Below are 19,426 nucleotides of genomic sequence, written 5' to 3'. Positions count from 1 at the left end.
TGAGGGGCACCGGGAACCGGGCGGCGCACTCCGTCCGGTCCCCGGGCCCACACCACCGCCGGACGCCGTCCGGCCACTCCCGCCGGAGGTCGATCCGCCATGTCCCAGGCCCTGCTCGCCGGTCTCTCCCGCACCACCGAGCCCTTCACCGCGCTGCGCCGCGTCCTTGCCCTCGACGCGGTCGTCACCGTCGCGGGCGGCCTCGTCTGCGCCGTGCTGCCCGGACCGGTCGGGCGGCTTCTCGGCGTGGACGCCGGGCTGCTGTTCGGGCTCGGGCTCTTCCTCACCGTCTACGGGGCCGCCCTGGGCCTGCTCGCCTCCCGCGCGGAACCGCCCGCGCTGCCGGTGCGCCTGGCCGGGGAGGCCAATCTGCTCTGGAGCGTGCTGAGCGTGGCGGCCGTGGTGCTGTGGCTGGAGCCGACGACCGCGGGCGCGGTGTGGATCCCCGCCCAGGCGCTGGTCTCCGCCGCCTTCGCCGCCGCGTTCTTCGCCGCCCACCGGGCGGCCGAGGCGGTCAGGCGCTGAGGGTCCGCAGATACGCGACCGTCTCCGGGTCGGCCGGGAGGAAGGTCTCGATGGCCAGCTCGGCGACGGTCACGTCCAGCGGGGTGTTGAACGTGGAGATGGACGAGACGAAGGACAGGACCCGGCCGTCGTGCTCGATCCGCAGCGGCAGCGCGAAGTACGGGTACGGCCGCTCGTCCGGGGAGTCCTCCTCGCCGCGCTCATGTGCCCCTTCCGCCGTCGCGGGCAGCGGGTAGGCGGCGACCTCCTCGTAGAGCGCGCGGAGCGCGGCCGAGCGGGAGAGGGCGATCTGGCGTTCCATCTGCTCCAGCAGGTGCCCCCGCCACTCCCGCAGGTTCCGGATGCGCGGGGCAAGCCCTTCGGGGTGGAGGGTGAGGCGCATCGCGTTCAGGGGCGGCGCGAGGAGATGGGCGGGTACCTCGTCGAGCATCATGGTGATGCCCCGGTTGGCGGCGACGACCGTGTAGGTGCCGTCCACGACCAGCGCCGGATACGGCTCGTAGCCCGTCAGCAGCTGGTCGATGCCCTCCCGCAGGGCGCCGAGGGCGGGCGCGTCGACCGGGGTCTCGGCGTAGCGCGGGGCGTAACCGGCCGCCAGCAGCAGGGCGTTGCGCTCCCGCACCGGTACGTCGAGATGTTCGGCGAGTCTGAGGAGCAGCTCCTCGCTGGGGCGGGAGCGGCCGGTCTCCACGAAGCTGATGTGGCGGGCGGAGGAGTCGGCGCGCAGGGCCAGTTCGAGCTGGCTGACCCGGCGGCGCTCCCGCCAGCCGCGCAGCAGCGGGCCCACCTCCGTACGGGGCACGGCAGTTGTCATGGGGCGACCGTAGTACGGCCGCCGGGCCGGTGGACGCGGACGGGGACCGGTCGGCGCTCGCCGGGTCAGCCCTTCGCCTCGCCGAACAGCGCCGCGAGCGCCCGTTCGACGTCCACGCCGGTGCACTCCTGGGCGGCGGGCACGGCCGCGTAGGAGTGGAGGAGGAAGCGGCTCAGGCTCTCGGTGCCGAACTGGAGGAGCGCCACCCCCTCCGGTGAGCGCAGCTCGATCATCGTCTGCGCCGGTCCGCAGGGCCAGATGTGCACATCGCCGTCGCCGGCCGGGGCGCGCAGCCCCGCGTCGAGCAGGCTGCGGGCGAAGGTCCAGGTCACGCCCGCGTCGTCGAGGCAGACCTCGGGCGGGAAGACCAGACGGACCGCGAGGGGGTCGGCGCGGTGGTAGCGCAGGACCACCGGCACCGCCGAGGGATGGGGCGCGTCGCTGATGAGACGGGCCAGGACGGACTGCTCGACGGATCGCTCGATGGAGGGTGACATCGCTCGCTCCTCCTGCTGCGGTGCGGTGGTGCTCCTTCTGCACGTCTTCTGCACGACGACGACGTCACGGCAGGGCTCACCCGGACGCGAGCTACACCAGTGGCGTGTGTGACCTGCATCACCCACCTTCGAACTCTCCGCGCCGAATGGCCAGACCTTTGCGCCCACGGATTTCACCGTGTAGCGATCCGATGCCCGTGCGTGTCCGCCGGGTGGGGTGCTGCCGCCTGTTCGTGTGGATTCCGCTCGGATACGGAAAGGGCCGGGCGGGGATTCCCGGGGGATCGCGCGTTCGAGGCCGCTCCGCGGCCATCGGGGGCCGGTCCGGGCAGTGAGAAGCCCCGGCCGAACGGGGGTTTTCGGCCGGGGCGATATATGAACGGTAAATCATCGATCCGCATGGTGGGACACGCGGCCCCCTGGATGTGACCCACCTAACAGAAGGTGAGGCTTTGGGTACGGCTACGGCTGGGCGGCGCCCCGCGGGACGACCAGGGAGAGCACCGAGGGCAGCCGAGACCAGTCGGAGGACACCACGCTCGCGTGCCGGTCCGCCAGCAGCGCCACCCGGTCGGCGGCCTGCGCCTCGGTCGGGTTCCGCGCGTCGATCGCCGGGGCGACGGAGTGCGCGCCCGTCATCACGACGAGGTAGTTGTTCCGCGCGTACCAGGAGGTGTCCACGGTGCCGCCCGTGTAGGCGACCGCGTCCCCGTCGAAGACCACGAACCAGGGGCGGATCGAGGCGTCCGCGTACCGGGTGCGCGGATCACCGGGCGCCGCCTTCAGCACGGCCGGGAACGCGCCCGCCTCGCCGATCCGGCCCGCCGCCTTCAGGTCGCGCAGATGCTGCGCGTACTCCCGGTCGGTCCACAGCGTGTCGAAGGGGTTGTCCTGCTCCAGAGTGCCCGGGATCAGCTCGACGACGAACTTGCCCGCCATCGCCGGGCGGGCCGGCCAGCCGTCCGCCCGTACCGCCGTGTCCAGGTCTCCGTGGCCGCCCAGCAGATCGGCCGGCCGGAACAGGGCGTCGCCGAGCCGCGACCGCAGCAGCGCGTCCAGCTCGTCCGGCCCCCGGCGGGAGGTGTCCAGGAAGCCGTCCTTCAGCTCGATCTTCACCAGGACCGGCCGGTGGCCCGGGTTCGCGTCGTGCCAGACGCGCATGTCCGCGAGGCAGCCGGCCAGATCCCGGTTGCGGGACTTCGTCCGCAGCTCCCCGGGGTTCGCCGCCCCGACGCAGTTGTTGGCGTTGCCCAGCGGGTTGCTGTGCGAGACGCGCCACGAACTGCCGAAGGCGTTCGTCCAGACGTCCAGCTCCAGCATCCCGGCGCCCGAGTCCAGGGCGTCCGCGAAGTAGGGGAAGGTGGCCCGCTCGTAGGCGTTGTGCACCCCGACCGAGGTGGTCGCCGAGTACGGCGCGGCCCCCGGATCCGGTGCGGCGGGCGCGGCCCCGGCCGGTGCGAGGGCCGCGCCGAGCAGTCCGGCGGAGGCGGCGAGCACGGCCGTGGCGCGGGCGAGTTTCCCCATGGATGCGTCCCCTGAAGTGGTCGACGTGGTCAAGTCGCCTGCACATTAAGGGAGTTGCGTGAACGTTGGGGAGGGCGCGACCGGCCGTCCGGTGTCCGGGAGGGGCCGCCGGGGGACGGCTGCCCTGCTCCTGTCCCGCACCGCGGCGCCGCGTGCCGCGCTGCGCGACCGGGACGGCCGGGGCACCATGGCCGCATGCTGCTCGCCCGCGTCGCCGCCGTGTCCCGCGAGGTCGCCGCCACCTCCGCCCGCTCCCGCAAGACCGAACTCCTCGCGGACCTCTTCCGCGAGGCCAGGCCCGAGGACGTGGCCACCGTCATCGCCTACCTGTCGGGCCGGGTGCCCCAGGGCCGGATCGGCGTCGGACGGCAGCTGCTGCGCCAGGACGTGCCGCCCGCCGCCGAACCCGGGCTCACCGTCACCGAGACCGACGCCGCGCTCACCAGCCTCGCCGCGCTCACCGGACCCGGCTCGGCGACCGCCCGCAAGCAGGCCGTCCGGGCCCTGCTGGCCGCCGCGACCGAGGAGGAGCAGGGCTTCCTCGCCCGCCTGCTCACCGGCGAGGTGCGCCAGGGTGCCCTGGACGCCGTCGCCCTCGAAGCCGCCGCCCGGGCCTCCGGCGCGCCCGCCGCCGACGTACGGCGGGCCGTGATGCTGGACGGCTCCCTGCCGCGCGTCGCCCGCGCCCTGCTCGCGGACGGGCCCGAGGCCCTGGCCCTGTTCCGGCTCCGGGTCGGCAACCCCGTGCAGCCGATGCTGGCCCACACCGCCCGGTCCGTGACCGAGGCCGTCGAGACGCTGGGGGAGCCCTGCGCGGTGGAGCAGAAGCTCGACGGCATCCGGGTCCAGGTCCACCGCGACGGTGACGCGGTCCGCGTCTACACCCGCTCCCTCGACGACATCACCGACCGGCTGCCCGAAGTCGCCGACGGCGCGTGGGAACTGGCGGGGGACCGGTTCATCCTGGACGGCGAGGTCATCGCCTTCTCCCCGGAGGGGCGGCCCGTCCCCTTCCAGGACATCGCCTCCCGGGTCGGCTCGCGTGTCGACGTGGCCGCCGCCCGCGCGACGCTGCCGGTGGCGCCCGTGTACTTCGACGTCCTCGCCGCCGGCGGCGAGGAACTCCTCGACCTGCCCGGCCGCGAACGCCACGAACGGCTGGCCCGCCTGGTGCCGGAGACGATGCGGGTGGGCCGTACGACCGTCACCGACCCGGGAGCGGCGGCACAGGTCGCCGAGGCCGAGGAGTTCTTCACCCGGGCCCTGAGCACCGGCTACGAGGGCGTCGTCGTCAAGGCGCTCGACGCCCCCTACAGCGCGGGGCGGCGCGGCCGGTCCTGGCTCAAGGTGAAGCCCGTGCACACCCTGGACCTGGTGGTGATCGCGGTCGAGCGGGGCAGCGGGCGGCGTACCGGGCTGCTGTCGAACCTCCACCTCGCGGCGCGCGGCGAGGACGGCGGCCTCGTGATGCTGGGCAAGACGTTCAAGGGGCTCACCGACGAGATGCTGCGGTGGCAGACGGACCACCTGGGCGGGCTGTCGGTCGGTGACGACGGCTGGACCGTCACCGTCCGGCCCGAGCTGGTCGTCGAGATCGCCTACGACGGCCTCCAGCGCTCCTCCCGCTACCCGGCGGGCGTCGCCCTGCGCTTCGCCCGGGTGGTCCGTCACCGCCCGGACAAGAGCGCGGCCGAGGCCGACACGATCGGGCAGGTGCTGGCCGCGTCGGAGCGGTGAGAGGCCGGGCGCCGGGCGGGACGCGGGGCGCCGGCCGGCGGTTCCACCCGGTGGAACGCACCCGGAGTGTCCCGGTGGGAACCCCCGGTTCCGCGGGCACCGGACCTATGGTGTCCCCGTCCGTCGCCCGCTGCCGCCCGTCCGGAAGGATCACGGTCATGCCCACCGAACCGCTGTCGCAGAAGGAGATCGAGGACCGGCTGAGGGAGCTTCCCGGCTGGTCCGTGACGGACGGGCGGCTGACCCGCGCCTACCGTCTCGGGTCGCACTTCGCGGCGACCGCCCTGGTCGTGCACATCGCGCAGATCCAGGAGGAGCTGAACCACCACTCCGACCTGACCCTGGGCTACGACTCGGTCGGCTTCGCCGTCCACTCGCACGACGCCGACGCCCTCACCGAACGGGACTTCGCCCTCGCCAAGCGGGTGGCGGACATCGCCCCGGGGCACGGCGCGAGCTGAGCCGCGCGGGCCAGCCTCACCGCAGGCCACCGCCGGTGCCGGGAACGCGCGGACGGCCCCGCCCGCCGGGGGACTCCCCGGCGGGCGGGGCCGGAGCGGGCGGAGGGTCAGGCGACCTCGAACCGGGCCGGGTCCGGGCCGAGGCGCTTGCCCTCGTCCAGGGCCGCGAAGGCGGCGAGGTCGTCCGCGTCCAGCTCGAAGCCGAAGACGTCGATGTTCTCCGCGATCCGGGACGGCGTCACGGACTTGGGGATGACCACGTTCCCCGTCTGGAGGTGCCAGCGCAGGACGACCTGCGCCGGGGTGCGGCCGTGCTTGCGGGCCACCGCGACCACCGTGGGCACGTCCAGCAGGCCCTTGCCCTGGCCCAGCGGCGACCACGCCTCGGTGGCGATGCCGTGCTTGACGTGCGTCTCGCGGGACTCGGCCTGCTGGAGCTGCGGGTGCAGCTCGATCTGGTTGACCGCGGGCACCACCGAGGTCTCGCCGATCAGGCGCTCCAGGTGCTCCGGAAGGAAGTTGGAGACACCGATCGCCCGGGCCCGCCCGTCGGCAAGGATCTTCTCGAACGCCCGGTAGGTGTCCACATAGGTGTCCGCGGCGGGCATCGGCCAGTGGATCAGGTACAGGTCGACATGGTCGAGGCCGAGCTTGTCCAGTGAGGCGTCGAAGGCGCGCAGCGTCGCGTCGTACCCCTGGTCGCTGTTCCACAGCTTGGTGGTGACGAACAGCTCCTCACGGGGGACGCCGGAGGCGGCGATGGCCCTGCCGGTGCCCTTCTCGTTCTCGTAGACGGCCGCGGTGTCGATGCTGCGGTACCCGGCCTCCAGGGCCGTGGCCACCGCCTGCGTCGCCTCGTCGTCCGGGACCTGCCAGACGCCGAAGCCGAGCTGCGGCATGGCGACACCGTTGTTGAGGGTGATGGAGGGGACCTTGCTCACGAGGGGTCGATCCTTACGTCGTCGTCGATGGGTCGCATCGGACTGGTGGGCTGCTCCACGGCACAACGATCACACAGCGGCACACATTCCCGCACGTCAGCACTTCATGCCGGGCACCACGCGGACCGGCGCTCAGCTGTAGAGCGCGTCCACCTCGACCGCGTACGCCTTCTCGATCGCCCGGCGCTTCAGCTTCAGCGAGGGCGTCAGCAGGCCGTGCTCCTCGCTGAACGGGTGGGCGAGGATGCGGAAGGTGCGGATCGACTCCGCCTGCGAGACCAGGGTGTTGGCCGCGACGACCGCCCGCCGGATCTCCGTCTCCAGGTCCGGGTCGCGCACCAGGTCCGCCGGCGCGAGCGGGGCACGGCCCTGGAGCCCCAGCCAGTGGTCCACCGCCTCCTGGTCGACGGTGACCAGGGCCGCGATGTACGGGCGGTCGTTGCCGACGACGATGCACTGGGCCACCAGCGGGTGCGCCCGCACCCGCTCCTCCAGGCCGGCCGGCGAGACGCTCTTGCCGCCGGAGGTCACCAGGATCTCCTTCTTGCGGCCGGTGATCGTCAGATAGCCGTCCTCGTCGAGGGAACCGAGGTCCCCGGTGGCCAGCCACTGGTCGTGCAGGACGGCCTGGGTGGACTTCGGGTCGTTGAGGTAGTGGGAGAAGATGTGCGCGCCGTGCAGCCACACCTCGCCGTCCTCCGCGATGTGCACCGTGGTGCCGGGGATCGGTAGCCCGACCGTGCCGAAACGGGTGCGTTCCGGCGGGTTGGCGGTGGCCGCCGCGCTGGACTCGGTCAGTCCGTAGCCCTCGAAGATGGTGACGCCCGCGCCCGCGAAGAACAGGCCGAGCCGCCGGGACATCGCCGAGCCGCCCGACATCGCGTGCCGCACCCGGCCGCCCATCGCCTCCCGCACCTTCGCGTACACCAGCTTCTCGAAGAACTGGTGCTGGACGCGCAGGCCCGCCGACGGCCCCGGACCGACGCCGAACGCGCGCTGCTCCAGCGCCTCCGCGTACCGCACCGCCACCTCGACCGCCTTGTCGAACGGGCCCGCGCGCCCCTCGGACTCGGCCTTGCGGCGGGCCACGTGGAAGACCTTCTCGAAGATGTACGGGACCGCGAGGACGAACGTCGGCCGGAACGCGGCGAGGTCGGGCAGCAGTGCGGACGCCTGGAGGGCCGGCTGGTGGCCCAGCTTGACCCGGCTCCGGATCGCGGCGACCTGGACCATCCGCCCGAAGACGTGCGAGAGGGGCAGGAAGAGCAGGGTCGACGCCTCGTCGCCCGGCCGGGACCGGAAGACCGGCTCCCAGCGGGTGGACATGGTGTCGGCCTCGAACATGAAGTTGGAGTGGGTGAGCACACATCCCTTGGGGCGGCCCGTGGTGCCCGAGGTGTAGATGACCGTGGCGACGGAGTCGGGGGTGACCGCCCGGCGGTGCCGGTGGACCACCTCGTCCTCGATCTGGGCACCCGCCGCGGCGAGTTCGGTGACCGCGTCCGCGTCGAGCTGCCAGAGGCGCTTCAGCCTCGGGAGGCGGTCGATCACCGAGCCGATCGTCATCGCGTGGTCCTCGTGCTCCACCATGCAGGCGGTGACCTCGGCGTCGTGGAGCATCCAGTAGACCTGCTCGGCCGAGGAGGTCGGGTAGACCGGGACCGGCTGGGCGCCGACCGTCCAGAGCGCGAAGTCGAACAGGGTCCACTCGTAGCGGGTCCGGCTCATCAGGGCGACCCGGTCGCCGAACCGGACGCCGTGCGCCAGGAGCCCCTTGGCCAGGGCGAGCACCTCGTCGCGGAACTGCGCGGAGGTCACGTCCCGCCAGACGCCGGACGCGTCCTTGCGGCCGAGCACCACCCGGTCCGGGTCGTCGAGGGCATGATCGAAGACCGAATCCGCCAGACCGCCGACCTGAGGCGCCGCGGCCATGGGTGGGACAGTGAACTCGCGCAATGGCCTGCTCCTTGTGGCGCTCCGCACAGCGCCGGTGACGGTACCCCACCGCCCGCCTGTGCGGGAGGGGACGTGCGAAGAGTGGACGAACGGCATCGGCACTGGTCAAAGGAGGTGACCACATGACGGGGAAGCACGGTTGAGGGGAAAACTGACCCCAGGGTAAGTACAGTCGGCCCGAATCTGCACCGAATCTGTACCGGGCGGTCACCTTCGCTCTACCCGGTAGGGGCGCCGGTCCGGACCAGGCGGGGGCCCGGTCCGTGGCCGAGTCGCGTCCGAGCGGTCATTTCAGGTCACCCGCCGCCAGCAGCGCCCGGGCCAGGGCGTCGGCGGCCTCCTGCGCGGCCGGCCGGCGCCGCCCGTGCAGCAGGACGAAGTCCACCGTCCCCAGCTCCGGCAGCCCCGCCCGGTCCGGCAGCTCGGTGAGCCCCGGCGGGATCAGCCCGCGCGTGTGCGCCATCACCCCCAGCCCGGCGCGGGCGGCGGCGACCAGGCCGCTGAGGCTGCCGCTGGTGCAGGCGATCCGCCACGGGCGGCCCTCCCGCTCCAGGACGTCGAGCGCGCGGGCGCGGGTGACCGCGGGCGGCGGGAAGAGGATCAGGGGGACCGGCCGGTCGGCGGGCGGCAGGCGCACACCCTCCGCCGCGATCCACACCATCCGGTCCCGCCACACCAGCTCCCCGTGGCTCGCGCCCGGCCCCCGCTTGGCGAGCACCAGGTCCAGCCGCCCCGCCTCCAGCCTCCGGTGCAGCGTCCCCGACAGCTCCACCGTCAGCTCCAGGTCCACTTCCGGGTGCTCACGGCGGAAGGCCTCCAGGATCTCCGGCAGCCGGGTGAGCACGAAGTCCTCCGAGGCGCCGAAGCGCAGCCGGCCGCGCAGCCGTGTACCGCCGAACCAGGCCGAGGCGCGCTCGTGGGCCTGGAGGATGGTCCGGGCGAAACCCAGCATCGCCTCGCCGTCGTCGGTCAGTTCGACGCTGTGGGTGTCCCGGGTGAACAGGGGGCGGCCGGTCGCCTCCTCCAGCCGGCGGACGTGCTGGCTCACCGTCGACTGGCGCACCCCGAGCCGGCGCGCGGCCTGGGTGAAGCTCAGCGTCTGCGCCACGGCGAGGAAGGTCCGCAGCTGGGTGGGGTCGTACACGGTCCCGAGCCTACGGCGGCACGGGGCGGGGGTCATCGCGAAACGTGATGACAGTGAGACGGGCGTGCGGGATTCCCGATCGTCAGGCCGGGGCGGATCATGAGCCCATGAACCGCCGCCCCCGCAGCCGTCCGCCCCTCCGCCTCCGACTCCGTGTCCCCGTCGATCCCTACGTCCTGGCCCTGCTGGCCACCGTGGGCCTGGCCGCCCTGCTGCCCGCGTCGGGCGGGGCGGCCGAGGCGCTGGGCGGGGTCGCGACCGGGGCCGTCGCGCTGCTGTTCTTCCTCTACGGCGCACGGCTCCCCACCCGCGAGACCCTGGACGGGCTGCGCCACTGGCGACTCCATCTGACCGTGCTCGCCGCCACCTTCCTGGTCTTCCCGCTGCTGGGCCTCGTTGCCCGGGGACTCGGCTCGCCCCTCCTCACCCCGGAGCTGGCGAACGGGCTCCTCTTCCTGTGCCTGGTCCCGTCCACGATCCAGTCCTCGATCGCCTTCACCTCGATGGCCCGGGGCAACGTCCCCGCCGCGATCTGCGCCGGCTCCTTCTCCAGCCTCGCGGGCATCGTCCTCACGCCGTTGCTCGCGGCTCTGCTGCTGGGCGGCGCGGTGGGCGGACTCGCGGCGGACGGGCTGCTGCGGATCGTCCTCCAGCTCCTGGTGCCGTTCCTCGCGGGCCAGTTGCTGCGCCCGCTGGTGACGGGCTTCCTCACCCGGCACCGCCGGGCGCTCGGCCTCGTCGACCGGGCGTCGATCCTGCTGGTCGTCTACACGGCCTTCGGCGAGGGCGTCACGGCCGGGGTCTGGGGGCAGGTCACCCCGTCGCGGCTGGCCGGGCTGCTGGGTGCCGAGGCTCTGCTGCTGGCGCTGATGCTGGCCCTGACCTGGTACGGCGCGAAGCGGCTGGGCTTCGGGCGGGCCGACCGGATCGTCATCCAGTTCGCCGGGTCGAAGAAGAGCCTCGCGGCGGGGCTGCCGATGGCGGCGGTGTTGTTCGGGGCGGAGGCGAGCCTGGCGGTGCTGCCGCTGATGCTGTTCCACCAGATGCAGCTGATGGTCTGCGCGGTCATCGCCCGCCGCCGGGCGGCGGAGCCGGGGGAGCCGGCTTCTCCGGCCGGGCCCGCGCCGGTGGGCCGGGCCGCGCCCCCGGACCTGGCGGTTCGGGTCTCCGCGGTCGCCGCCGAGGGTGTGGGGCCTGAGCCGCCCGCGCGCTCGACCCTGCCCCCGCCGCCCCGTGGGCGGCCCCGTGACGAACGCCTCCTCCCGCGGGGGCCGTCCGGCTGAAAGGATCACCGGGTGACGACGCTCGCGATACGCCCCTTCGGCCCCCGCCCCTGCACCCTGGTCGTCTGCCGGGGCTGCTGCTGCGGTGACGCCCGCAAGCACCCCGGTACCGACCACGCGGGTCAGCTCGCCCGGCTGCGGCGGGCGGCCGAGGGGTCGGACGGGCGGTTCGCCGTCCGCACCACCGACTGCCTCGGGCCCTGCGGCCAGGCCAATGTCATCGTCGTGCAGCCGTCCGCCGAAGGGCGCCGGCGCGGCGCCCGGGCCGCGTGGATCGGCTGGGCCCTCGACGACGACGCCACCGGCGACGTGATCGACTGGGCCGAGGCCGGCGGCCCGGGACTCGCCGAACCACCCGCCACGCTCACCCTCCAGATGATCGCGCCGCCCTCGGACGCCCGCCGCCGTATGCGCTGAGTGCTGCTCCTACGCCGGGCCGTGCCGGGCCGCTCCCGCGCCGGGCCGTGCCGGGTCGTTCCCGTGCCCGGCCGCGTTCGCGGGCGCGCCTCAGACCGCCGCGTCCAGCGCGATCCGCTCCGCCCCCGCGTACACGTTCATGTCCGCCCCGCGCAGGAAGCCCACCAGGGTCAGCCCCGTCTCCGCCGCGAGGTCGACCGCCAGGGAGGACGGTGCCGAGACCGCCGCGAGCACCGGGATGCCCGCCATCACCGCCTTCTGGGCCAGCTCGAACGAGGCCCGGCCGGAGACCAGCAGGATCGACCGCGACAGGGGCAGCCGGTCGTCCTGGAGGGCCCGGCCGACCAGCTTGTCGACCGCGTTGTGCCGGCCCACGTCCTCCCGGACGTCCAGCAGTTCGCCGTCCGGGGAGAACAGGGCGGCGGCGTGCAGACCGCCCGTGCGGTCGAAGACCTCCTGGGCCGCGCGCAGCCGGTCGGGCAGCACGGACAGCAGCCCGGGCGTCACCCGCAGCGGCGGCTCGTCGGCGATCGGGAAACGGGCCGTGGTGCGTACCGCGTCCAGGCTCGCCTTGCCGCACAGCCCGCAGGAGGACGTCGTGTAGACGTTCCGTTCCAGGGTGATGTCCGGGACGGGGACGCCCGGGGCGAGGGACACGTCGACCACGTTGTACGTGTTCGAGCCGTCCGCCCGCGCCCCCGCGCAGTACACGATCGACGTCAGGTCGGCGGCCGAGCCGAGCACGCCCTCGCTCACCAGGAACCCGGCCGCCAGCGCGAAGTCGTCGCCCGGCGTCCGCATGGTGATGGCCAGCGGCTTTCCGTTGAGGCGGATCTCCAGCGGTTCCTCCGCGACCAGGGTGTCCGGCCGGGTGTTCACGGCTCCGCCCCGGATCCGGACGGTACGGCGGCGCTCGGTGACCCGGCCCATGGTGATCACATCCGATTCTGAAACGGGGGCGGTGCAGGCGGTTCCGCCATTGTCCGGCACGCGAGGGGCCGGCGAGTGCGGCTCCGGCGCGTCCGGGACCGGCGCGTCCGGGACCGGTGCGGCACAGGGGGCGGAGGGGAAGCCTCCAAAAGGCGCGCCGCGAAGCTGTGGGATCACCTGTCCCCGTACCCGGTGGTAGCAGCCAAGACTGTTTGGTTCCTGGCATGTCACCCGCAGTACCGAGGAGAACCACCATGACCGGCTCCCGCGTCGTCGCCGTCGGCCACTACCAGCCGTCCAAGGTGCTCACCAACGACGACCTGGCGGGCCTGGTCGACACCAGCGACGAGTGGATCCGCAGCCGCGTGGGCATCGTGACCCGCCATCTCGGCGGTCCCGACGAGCCGGTGGACGAGCTGGCCGCGCACGCGGCGGCCAAGGCCCTCGCCTCCGCGGGCCTCACCCCGGCCGACATCGACCTGGTCCTCGTCGCCACCTCCACCGCCGAGCACCGCTCGCCCAACATGGCGGCCCGGGTCGCCGCCCGGCTCGGCATGGGCTCCCCGGCCGTGCTGGACCTCAACGTCGTCTGCGCCGGGTTCACCCACGCCCTGGCCACCGCCGACCACACCCTGCGCGCCGGGGCCGCGCGCCGTGCGCTGGTCATCGGGGCGGACAAGATGGGCGACATCGCCGACTGGAGCGACCGCACCACCTGCGTCCTGGTCGGCGACGGCGCCGGGGCGGCTGTGGTCGAGGCCGTCGAGGAGGGCCAGGAGGCCGGGATCGGGCCCGTGCTGTGGGGTTCGGTGCCCGAGATGGGGAACGCCGTGCGCATCGAGGGCACCCCGCCGCGCTTCGCCCAGGAGGGCCAGTCCGTCTACCGGTGGGCCACCACGCAGCTCCCGCCGATCGCCCGGGAGGTGTGTGCGCGGGCCGGGCTCACCCCCGAGGACCTGGCGGCCGTCGTGCTCCACCAGGCCAACCTGCGGATCATCGAGCCGGTGGCCCGGCGGATCGGCGCGGTGAACGCGGTCGTCGCCCGGGACGTCGTGGAGTCCGGCAACACCTCCGCCGCGTCCATCCCGATGGCCCTCTCCAAGCTGGTCGAACGCGGCGAGATCTCCTCGGGCGACCCGGTGCTCCTCTTCGGCTTCGGCGGGAACCTCTCGTACGCGGGACAGGTCATCCGCTGCCCCTGACACGCCCCCGCCGCGTCCCCTGACGCCCCCCGCCGCGTCCCCTTCCGGCGCCCCCGCCCGCCCCCGCGCGCCCCGCCGTGCCGTCCTGACGGGGCCGGCGGACGCGGCCACACTGGTGGCCATGACGACGAAGCGAAGCGCCGGGCTCCTGCTCCACCGCCGCCGGGGCGACGGCGCCCGGGAGGTGCTGATCGGGCACATGGGCGGTCCGCTCTGGGCCTCCCGGGACGAGGCGGCCTGGTCGATCCCCAAGGGCGAGTACGCCGAGGACGAGGAGCCCGCGGCGGCCGCGCGGCGGGAGTTCGAGGAGGAACTCGGGCTGCAGCCGCCCGCCGGGGACTGGTCCCCGCTGGGCGAGATCCGGCAGGCGAACGGCAAGCGCGTCGTGGTCTGGGCGGTGGAGGGCGACCTGGACACCTCGCTGGTGGTGCCCGGGACCTTCACCATGGAGTGGCCGCCCGGCTCCGGCGTCCGGCGGGAGTTCCCGGAGATCGACCGGGCCGAGTGGCTGACCCCGGCGGCGGCCCGGCCCCGGCTGGTCGCCGGGCAGCGGGAGTTCCTGGACCGGCTGGCCCGGCTGCTGGGCGAGTGAGCCGGGGCCGGGCCCCGCGGGTCAGCCGGTCCGGGCGGGGTCCCGTTCCACCGGGATCCACAGCTCGGCCTCCGCCTCCGTTCCGTCGTCCGAGAGGCGGGCCGCGAGCATCTCCGGCCCCGGCCGGCTGCGGTACGGGTTGGACGGGAACCACTGCGTGAACACGTCCCGCCACAGGTGCTGCACGGTCTCCGGGAACGGGCCCGAGCCCGAGAAGACCGCCCAGGTGCCCGCCCGCACCGGCAGCCGGTCCAGGTCCGCCGGGGCCTCGGTGCCCGTCACCGCCCCGAGCCAGTAGTCGAGCTCCGTTCCCTCGGCGCGGCTCTCGTCCAGGTTCACGCTGATGTTCACCGTCCCGCGCGGCTCCTGGTCCGACAGTGCCTCGATCCGCCGGACGGTCTCCTTCGGCAGGCCCCGGACGAACGAGACGATCGCCGGGTTCATCCCCTCGTGCACCAGGGGCACCCGGGCCACCTTGCCCACCACCGAGAACGCGTCCTTCTCCACGACGCGGTACCGCATACTGCTGCTCCCTTCGACGACGAGACGGAAGGACAACCGGGACTGGGTGGTCAGCGACGCGCCCACCCGGCGCGCCTCGGCCGGTCCGACGCCGTGCATCGCGCGGAACGCCCGGGCGAACGCCTCGTGGGAGCCGTAGCCGTACCGCACGGCGATCTCCAGCAGGCCCCGCCGGCCCTCCAGCACCTCGGCAGCCGCCAGCGTGAGCCGGCGGCGCCGCACGTACGCGGAGAGGGGCATGCCCGCCAGTGCCGAGAACAGCCGCCGGAAGTGGTACTCCGACGTGAGCGTGACCCGCGCCAGTCCGGCCACGTCGACGGTGCCCCCGGGTTCCGCGAGGTCCCGCTCGACGATCTCCATGGCGTCGTTCAGCCGGTCCAGCACTCCGGTCTCCTTTCCTTGTGTCCGCCACGCTAGGGAGGGGCGGGCCCTGAGGACCCGACCGTCCCTGCCCGCTCCGGTCGGCTCCGCCGCGCCCGCCGGGTCGCCCCACCATCCTTTGTCCCGAGTGTGGAAAAAGTAGCGCCGGAACTCTGCGCAAGTTCTTCCCCGCCCGGCAAAGCGCTGCTAGGTTCCCCTGCGAAAGCGACGGACGAGGCCGGGGTTCCCCACGCCGAAGGCCGCAGGCCGGCGGGCGAGGGCCTGTTCCACCGGACCGACCCCGGCCGACACGGCACCGGGACCCCGGGGCCGCGGAACGGACCGCAGGGGAGGGGAGGGGTACGTGAGACGCATGACAGCTCGACCCGCGAACGCGCACCAGGCGCGGCTGCTCCGGCTGCTGCGCGACGGCGGCCCCAACTCCCGGGCGCAGCTCGGGGACCTGGTGGATCTGTCCCGTTCCAAGCTCGCGGTCGAGGTGGACCGGCTGCTGGAGACCGGGCTCGTGGTCGCCGACGGGCTCGCCGCCTCGCGCGGCGGCCGCCGCTCCCACAACATCCGGCTCGCCCCTGCCCTGCGCTTCCTCGGCGTGGACATCGGCGCGACCTCCGTGGACGTGGCCGTGACCAACGCCGAACTGGAGGTCCTGGGGCACCTCAACCAGCCGATGGACGTGCGTGAGGGCCCGGTCGCGGTCTTCGAGCAGGTCCTCGCGATGGCCGCGAAACTCAAGGACTCCGGGCTCGCCGAGGGGTTCGACGGCGCGGGCATCGGAGTGCCGGGCCCGGTCCGGTTCCCCGAAGGCGTGCCGGTCGCGCCGCCGATCATGCCGGGCTGGGACGGCTTCCCGGTACGCGAGGCGCTCAGCCAGGAACTGGGCTGCCCCGTGATGGTCGACAACGACGTGAACCTGATGGCGCTGGGGGAGCAGCACGCGGGCGTCGCACGCTCGGTGGGCGACTTCCTCTGCGTCAAGATCGGCACGGGCATCGGCTGCGGCATCGTCGTCTCCGGAGAGGTCCACCGGGGGACGACGGGCAGCGCCGGGGACATCGGGCACATCCAGGTCGACCCGGACGGCCGGCGCTGCGCCTGCGGCAACCGGGGCTGCCTGGAGGCCCACTTCAGCGGGGCCGCGCTGGCCCGTGATGCGGAGGACGCGGCGCGCGGGGGCCGGTCGGCCGAACTGGCGGCCCGGCTGGAGGCGGCCGGGGTGCTGACGGCGGCGGACGTGTCCGCGGCCGCGGCCGCCGGGGACGCCGCCTCGCTCGACCTGATCCGGGAGGGAGGCAACCGTGTCGGCCAGGTGATCGCCGGGCTGGTGAGCTTCTTCAACCCGGGACTGGTCGTGATCGGCGGCGGGGTCACCGGGCTCGGGCACACCCTGCTGGCGAGCGTCCGCACCCAGGTCTACCGGCGCTCGCTGCCGCTGGCCACGGGCAATCTCCCCATCGTCCTGGGGGAGTTGGGCCCGACGGCCGGAGTCATCGGCGCGTCCCGCCTGATCAGCGACCACCTGTTCTCGCCTGCCTGAGCATCAGGCGAGCTGCCCCTGATCCCCCCGATCCCTCTGATCCACCGGCCCGGGCCCGGGCCGGGAGAGCACCACCCGCACCACCGGTACCGGCACCACGCGCACCACCCGCACGGTCCGTACGGCCCCGCACACGCATCACCGCACCCGTACCCGCATCGCGCGCCGGCACGGCCCGTAACCGACGCGCGCCCGCACGCCACCCGCACGCCGAGTGCACCGCGCACGCCGGGCGCACCACCGCACCACCGTCCCGCGCACCACCGTCCCGCGCACCACGGCACCACCGTCCCGCACGCCTCCGGCGCACCGCCGGAGGCGCCCCGGGCACACCCTCGTACACCCCGCACCCGCCGAGGGGATTCGTCATGGCACCAGAACCACCCCTGCTCACCATGTCCGGCATCACCAAGTCGTTCCCGGGCGTCCGTGCCCTGGACGGCGTGGACCTGGAGGTCCGGGCCGGTGAAGTCCACTGCCTCCTCGGCCAGAACGGCGCCGGCAAGTCCACCCTGATCAAGGTCCTCGCCGGGGCGCACCAGCCCGACGGCGGTGAGATCACCTGGCGCGGCGAGACGGTCTCCCTCGGTTCCCCGATCGCCGCCATGCGGCTCGGCATCGCGACCATCTACCAGGAACTCGACCTGGTGGAGGGCCTGTCCGTCGCCGAGAACGTCTTCCTCGGCCATGAACCCGTCGCCGCCGGCTTCGTCGTCCGCGGCCGGGCGGCCCGGGAGTCGGCCGCCGCGCTGCTGAAACGTCTCGGCCACAGCGAGATCGACCCCGCCCGGCTGGTCGTCGACCTCTCCGCCGCCCAGCAGCAGATCGTCTCCATGGCCCGCGCCCTCTCCCACGAGGTCCGCCTGATCGTCATGGACGAGCCCTCCGCCGCCCTCGACCCAGACGAGGTCGACAACCTCTTCCGGATCGTGGGCGACCTGACCGACGACGGCGTCGCCGTCGTCTACATCTCCCACCGCCTGGAGGAGATTCGCCGGATCGGCGACCGGGTCACCGTCCTCAAGGACGGCCGCGCGGTCGCCGGGGGACTGCCCGCCGAATCCACCCCGACCCGCGAGGTCGTCGCCCTGATGACCGGCCGCAACGTCGAGTACGTCTTCCCTGACCGGCCCCCGGCCGGTGCGGCAGGCGGCCGGGAGCCCGTGCTGCGGGTCGAGGGGCTCACCCGGGAGGGCGAGTTCGCGCCCGTCGACCTGGAACTGCGCCCCGGCGAGATCGTCGGGCTCGCCGGACTCGTCGGCTCCGGGCGGAGCGAGATCCTGGAGACCGTGTACGGCGCCCGCAGGGCCGACGCCGGGCGCGTCCTCGTGGACGGCAGCCCCCTGCGGCCCGGCAGTGTCCGCGCCGCCGTGCGCGCCGGGATCGGGCTCGCCCCCGAGGAACGCAAGGCCCAGGGCCTGCTGATGCTGGAGTCCGTGACCCGCAACGTCACCGTCTCCACCCTGGCCCGCTTCGCCCGCGGCGGCTGGCTCGACCAGCGGCGCGAACGTGCCGCGGCCCACCAGGCGGTCCGCGAGCTGTCCCTGCGCCCCGACAACCCCGACGCCCCCGTCCGCACCCTCTCCGGCGGCAACCAGCAGAAGGCGGTCCTCGCCCGCTGGCTGCTGCGCGGCTGCAAGGTGCTGCTCCTCGACGAGCCCACCCGAGGGGTGGACGTCGGCGCCCGCGCCGAGCTGTACGCCGTGATCCGCGGGCTGGCCGACGAAGGGCTCGCCGTCCTCCTCGTCTCCAGCGAGGTGCCCGAAGTCCTCGGCCTGGCCGACCGGGTGTTGGTGCTGCGCGAAGGCAGCGTGGTGCACACCGCGGACGACGCCCGGGAGCTCGACGAACACCGCGTACTCGACCTCGTGATGGAAGGAAGCCCGACGGCATGACGCAGCCCGCCACCCCGGCGCAGAAGGACCCGCCGGCCGCACCCGCCCCGGCCGCGCCGGGCAAGAGCAGCCCCCGACCCGCGCTCGGCTTCCGCTCGGACGTGCGCAACCTCTCCCTGCTGGGCGTCCTCGCCGTGCTGATCGCCGTCGGTGGCGTCACCAAGCCCGACGAGTTCCTGGCGACCAGCAACCTCCAGCTCGTCCTCACCCAGGCGTCCGTCATCGGCGTGGTCACCGTCGGCATGACCTTCGTGATCACCAGTGGCGGCATCGACCTCTCCGTCGGCGCCATCGTCGCCCTCGCCTCGGTGTGGGCGACCACCGTGGCCACCCAGGAGTACGGCTTCGCGGGCATCCTCTTCACCGCGGTGATCGTCGGCATCGGCTGCGGCCTGGTCAACGGCCTGCTCATCGCCTACGGCGGGATGGTGCCGTTCATCGCCACCCTCGCCATGCTCGCCTCGGCGCGCGGGCTCGCGCTCCAGATCACCGACGGCAACACCCAGATCGTCACCGTGGAGCCGGTCCTCGACCTCGGGGTCAGGGACGCCTACATCCTCGGCATCCCGCCGCTGGTCCTGGTCTTCGCCGCCGTCACCGGCGTCGGCTGGCTGGTGCTCAACCGCACCACCTTCGGCCGCCGCACCGTCGCCGTCGGCGGCAACGCCGAGGCCGCGCGCCTGGCCGGTATCGACGTCCGCCGCCAGCGCCTCTGTCTCTACCTGCTCTCCGGACTCTGCTGCGGCATTGCCGCGTTCATGCTCATCGTCCTCGCCGGGTCGGGCCAGAACACCAACGGCAACCTCTACGAGCTGGACGCCATCGCCGCGGCCATCATCGGCGGCACCCTGCTCAGCGGCGGCCGGGGCACCATCATCGGCTCCGTCCTGGGCGTCCTCGTCTTCACGACGGTCACCAACATCTTCGCCCTCAACAACCTGGAGACCGCGGTGCAGCAGATCGCCAAGGGCGCGATCATCGTCGCCGCCGTCCTCGTCCAGCGCCGCACCCTGCGCGGCGGCGAGGGCTGACCCGCCGCGCCGTCCCCACGTCCGCCCCCGCCCGTCCCCC

General features: G+C 73.8%; 18 protein-coding genes. 10 read left to right on the top strand and 8 right to left on the bottom strand.

The features are described from left to right. The first annotated feature begins 99 nt into the window (after nt 1-99). The gene (locus tag C593_RS0116860) at nt 100-525 is read left to right on the top strand and encodes a hypothetical protein (RefSeq protein WP_018848476.1); all 426 of its coding nucleotides are present in this window, start codon (nt 100-102) and stop codon (nt 523-525) included. Here the strand turns inward: C593_RS0116860 and C593_RS0116855 are convergent. The 3 genes from C593_RS0116855 to C593_RS0116845 all read right to left on the bottom strand — a co-directional run bounded on the left by C593_RS0116855 (nt 515) and on the right by C593_RS0116845 (nt 3,360). Further along, complete coding sequence (locus tag C593_RS0116855) at nt 515-1,339, bottom strand: helix-turn-helix transcriptional regulator (protein ID WP_026277773.1); 825 nt, start codon at nt 1,337-1,339, stop codon at nt 515-517. The genes C593_RS0116860 and C593_RS0116855 overlap by 11 nt on opposite strands. Nucleotides 1,340-1,404: 65 nt before the next feature. Beyond that, on the bottom strand, nt 1,405-1,836 hold the full coding sequence (locus tag C593_RS0116850; RefSeq protein WP_018848474.1) for an SsgA family sporulation/cell division regulator: 432 nt from the start codon (nt 1,834-1,836) through the stop codon (nt 1,405-1,407). Nucleotides 1,837-2,298: 462 nt separating this feature from the next. Beyond that, nucleotides 2,299-3,360: a phosphatidylinositol-specific phospholipase C domain-containing protein gene (locus C593_RS0116845; RefSeq protein ID WP_018848473.1), complete on the bottom strand. Its 1,062-nt coding sequence runs from the start codon at nt 3,358-3,360 to the stop codon at nt 2,299-2,301. A gap of 195 nt (nt 3,361-3,555) precedes the next feature. Here C593_RS0116845 and C593_RS0116840 point away from each other — a divergent pair, with 195 nt between their 5' ends. Together C593_RS0116840 and C593_RS0116835 are read left to right on the top strand one after the other, a co-directional pair. Continuing rightward, on the top strand, nt 3,556-5,097 hold the full coding sequence (locus C593_RS0116840) for an ATP-dependent DNA ligase (RefSeq protein WP_018848472.1): 1,542 nt from the start codon (nt 3,556-3,558) through the stop codon (nt 5,095-5,097). Nucleotides 5,098-5,255: 158 nt separating this feature from the next. After that, nucleotides 5,256-5,558: a 4a-hydroxytetrahydrobiopterin dehydratase gene (locus tag C593_RS0116835; protein ID WP_018848471.1), complete on the top strand. Its 303-nt coding sequence runs from the start codon at nt 5,256-5,258 to the stop codon at nt 5,556-5,558. 107 nt (nt 5,559-5,665) lie between these two features. Here C593_RS0116835 and C593_RS0116830 read toward each other — a convergent pair whose 3' ends face one another. From C593_RS0116830 to C593_RS0116820, 3 genes are all read right to left on the bottom strand, one after another. Then, nucleotides 5,666-6,499: an aldo/keto reductase gene (locus C593_RS0116830; RefSeq protein ID WP_018848470.1), complete on the bottom strand. Its 834-nt coding sequence runs from the start codon at nt 6,497-6,499 to the stop codon at nt 5,666-5,668. Nucleotides 6,500-6,631: 132 nt separating this feature from the next. Beyond that, nucleotides 6,632-8,431, bottom strand: coding sequence for a long-chain fatty acid--CoA ligase (locus C593_RS0116825; RefSeq protein ID WP_018848469.1), 1,800 nt, complete (start codon nt 8,429-8,431; stop codon nt 6,632-6,634). Between the two features lie 310 nt (nt 8,432-8,741). Next, on the bottom strand, nt 8,742-9,599 hold the full coding sequence (locus tag C593_RS0116820; protein WP_018848468.1) for a LysR substrate-binding domain-containing protein: 858 nt from the start codon (nt 9,597-9,599) through the stop codon (nt 8,742-8,744). A gap of 107 nt (nt 9,600-9,706) precedes the next feature. On the opposite strand from C593_RS0116820, the gene C593_RS0116815 reads away from it, so the two are divergent. Beyond that, complete coding sequence (locus C593_RS0116815) at nt 9,707-10,882, top strand: bile acid:sodium symporter family protein (protein ID WP_018848467.1); 1,176 nt, start codon at nt 9,707-9,709, stop codon at nt 10,880-10,882. Nucleotides 10,883-10,894: 12 nt separating this feature from the next. Beyond that, nucleotides 10,895-11,299, top strand: coding sequence for a (2Fe-2S) ferredoxin domain-containing protein (locus C593_RS0116810; protein ID WP_018848466.1), 405 nt, complete (start codon nt 10,895-10,897; stop codon nt 11,297-11,299). Between the two features lie 90 nt (nt 11,300-11,389). On the opposite strand, the gene fdhD is transcribed toward C593_RS0116810, so the two are convergent. Then, nucleotides 11,390-12,229: a formate dehydrogenase accessory sulfurtransferase FdhD gene (gene fdhD / locus C593_RS0116805; protein WP_026277772.1), complete on the bottom strand. Its 840-nt coding sequence runs from the start codon at nt 12,227-12,229 to the stop codon at nt 11,390-11,392. A 254-nt stretch (nt 12,230-12,483) separates the two neighbouring features. On the opposite strand from fdhD, the gene C593_RS0116800 reads away from it, so the two are divergent. Together C593_RS0116800 and C593_RS0116795 are read left to right on the top strand one after the other, a co-directional pair. Continuing rightward, complete coding sequence (locus C593_RS0116800) at nt 12,484-13,431, top strand: beta-ketoacyl-ACP synthase III (RefSeq protein ID WP_018848464.1); 948 nt, start codon at nt 12,484-12,486, stop codon at nt 13,429-13,431. A gap of 121 nt (nt 13,432-13,552) precedes the next feature. Then, nucleotides 13,553-14,023: an NUDIX domain-containing protein gene (locus C593_RS0116795; RefSeq protein ID WP_020610328.1), complete on the top strand. Its 471-nt coding sequence runs from the start codon at nt 13,553-13,555 to the stop codon at nt 14,021-14,023. Between the two features lie 21 nt (nt 14,024-14,044). On the opposite strand, the gene C593_RS0116790 is transcribed toward C593_RS0116795, so the two are convergent. Further along, complete coding sequence (locus C593_RS0116790; protein WP_018848462.1) at nt 14,045-14,929, bottom strand: AraC family transcriptional regulator; 885 nt, start codon at nt 14,927-14,929, stop codon at nt 14,045-14,047. 349 nt (nt 14,930-15,278) lie between these two features. On the opposite strand from C593_RS0116790, the gene C593_RS0116785 reads away from it, so the two are divergent. The 3 genes from C593_RS0116785 (at nt 15,279) to C593_RS0116775 (ending at nt 19,386) form a co-directional block, all read left to right on the top strand. Then, complete coding sequence (locus C593_RS0116785) at nt 15,279-16,460, top strand: ROK family transcriptional regulator (protein WP_018848461.1); 1,182 nt, start codon at nt 15,279-15,281, stop codon at nt 16,458-16,460. Nucleotides 16,461-16,828: 368 nt separating this feature from the next. Then, nucleotides 16,829-18,355 (top strand): sugar ABC transporter ATP-binding protein, encoded by a 1,527-nt coding sequence (locus C593_RS0116780; RefSeq protein WP_026277771.1) that lies wholly within the window; start codon nt 16,829-16,831, stop codon nt 18,353-18,355. Next, the gene (locus tag C593_RS0116775) at nt 18,352-19,386 is read left to right on the top strand and encodes an ABC transporter permease (protein ID WP_018848459.1); all 1,035 of its coding nucleotides are present in this window, start codon (nt 18,352-18,354) and stop codon (nt 19,384-19,386) included. Before C593_RS0116780 ends, C593_RS0116775 begins: the two co-directional genes overlap by 4 nt. Nucleotides 19,387-19,426: the final 40 nt, after the last annotated feature.

This window comes from Streptomyces sp. CNT372, from assembly GCF_000377145.1.
The sequence above is the reverse complement of the archived record's forward strand: the minus strand, read 5'-3'. Positions and strand labels throughout refer to the sequence as shown.